Origin of the sequence: Mesoflavibacter sp. CH_XMU1404-2, from assembly GCF_037029465.1 — a bacterium.
Lineage (GTDB): Bacteria > Bacteroidota > Bacteroidia > Flavobacteriales > Flavobacteriaceae > Mesoflavibacter.
In genome coordinates, this window is the sequence record NZ_JAYMEM010000033.1 from 26,920 (window position 1) to 28,907 (window position 1,988).

A 1,988-nucleotide genomic window follows, 5' to 3' on the forward strand; every position below is an offset into this window, starting at 1 on the left:
GCTTCGGATTTTCCTAAGCGGAAAATCCTCGCGAACGCCAAAGGTTTGTACTTTTTAACTAACTTAGTGCCAAAACCAACGCAACTGACGGTTATACGAGACCGTTGGTTACAATGGCGGAATTAAAAACTAAGTGTGAAAATTGTGCGAATTCTGAACTTTGAAAACAGCGGAACTTTGCGCAAAAAAACATAACGGAAACTGAATTTAATACTCGAAACCGAAACGTGAGGCTGAATGGAAATGTAAAACTAAACTGTGCACAGAAATTCACTCGAGCGGAATTTAAAAAAACGTGAATTAATCACTTCTACTCTATCGAATTCCAAAATTGCGGAATCAAAACGTGGAATTGAATAGCAAAACGCAAAACAAAACTCTGAATGAACCAAAAACTGAAATATAACTGTAACCAACATTGTATAAATTCAATTGCGGCTGAATTTCCTACGGAAATTCATTGCAATTTTCTATCTTTCAGTCTTAATCGGAAAATCGTACCGATTTTCCGCAACTGAAATTTATACGCTAACGTTAACTACAATATTGCATCAACCAAAAACGCTCAATTCTTGCTGATTTATAGCAACGTAACTCTAAAAAATTGAAAACAGAATTTTAGCCTGTCATGGATCTGAATTTTAAAACGGTAAACGGAACTGAACTCTTAAATGACTCGTGCGGAATTGAATGAATTGCGGTCGTATTCTGTCGCTCAAAACGGAACTAAAACTAAAAAACTGAAACGGTAAAACGGTAAAACGGTAAAACGGAATATTACGAAAAAAAAGTGGAATAAAAACAAGTTTTCTCTTTACTATTTCGCCAGCTGAATCACATAAATCAACACAATACTGTAGTTAACAAGGTATATATTCAATTGCTACTGAATTTCCTACGGAAATTCATACCAATTTCTTATCTTAGTTGCTTAATGCTGAAAATCCTTCGGATTTTAAGCCGCAACTAAATCTATACCAAACCGTTGTAAGCAATTAAAAGAAAAACCGTGAGAAATAGAATATTACTGATAATTATAATGGTTTTGACTTTCAATTCTTGCGGAATTTTTAAGACTCATCATAAAGATAAACTGATTGATTTTGAGAACAATTCGTTAACTAACGAACAACTAAAACTAAATGGATATTATTATACGGAATTGGAATTTGAATATGGAGAAAATCCACCACCCTTCATTGATAATTATATAGAAAATACTGGAAATAATAAAATAAAATATCTGTCAGTATTTTTTATTTATGAAGATGGTTTTGTTATCAATATTGGCGGAATTAACGGACTTTCACATTTTTATTGTGCGGAAAAAGAAAACTATGAAAACACATATGAGAGTGCACACAAAACGATTGAATTAATGCTTGAATCCCAATATTCAACTGACAAAAGGACAAAAAGAATTTGCGGATTTAAACCTAATGAAATTGGAAATAAAGGTTTGGCTCAAATTGAACAGGACAGTATAAAAATACAACTTTATCGAATTGAAATGCAAAACCCAACAAAGGACTCTTTCAATTCAGCTTACTTATACGAAATAAATGGAACGATTGAATCTGACACAAGTTTTGTGATAAAAAGTGAAAAGGAATTCAGAACTAACAAAATCACAGTTGAAAACCAAATATTTAGATTTAGACAAACAGACCAAAAACCGAATATTGAAAATTATTTCAAACAAAATATTAACCGATTTAAATAACTGCTTACAACAATGGCTATAAGTAATTGCTTGTTCTCGCCTACTTCTGAAAATCCTCGCGGATTTTCAGTTTGGTGTGTACTTGCAAAGTTAAGCGCTAAACCACGCAACTACTCATAGCCCAAACCGTTGGTTGCAATAGCCGAATTAAAAACTAAGCGTGAAAATCGTGCGAATTCTGAACTTTGAAAATAGCGGAACTTTGCGCAAAAAAACATAACGGAAACTGAATTTAATACTCGAAACCGAAACGTGACGCTGAATT

1 protein-coding gene is annotated in these 1,988 nt (G+C 33.0%); it reads left to right on the plus strand.

What is annotated here, in order from left to right; genetic code table 11:
* The first annotated feature begins 1,009 nt into the window (after positions 1 to 1,009).
* Positions 1,010 to 1,723, plus strand: a complete 714-nt coding sequence (locus tag WA327_RS14895; RefSeq protein ID WP_336071042.1) for a hypothetical protein — start codon at positions 1,010 to 1,012, stop codon at positions 1,721 to 1,723.
* Positions 1,724 to 1,988 lie beyond the last annotated feature (265 nt).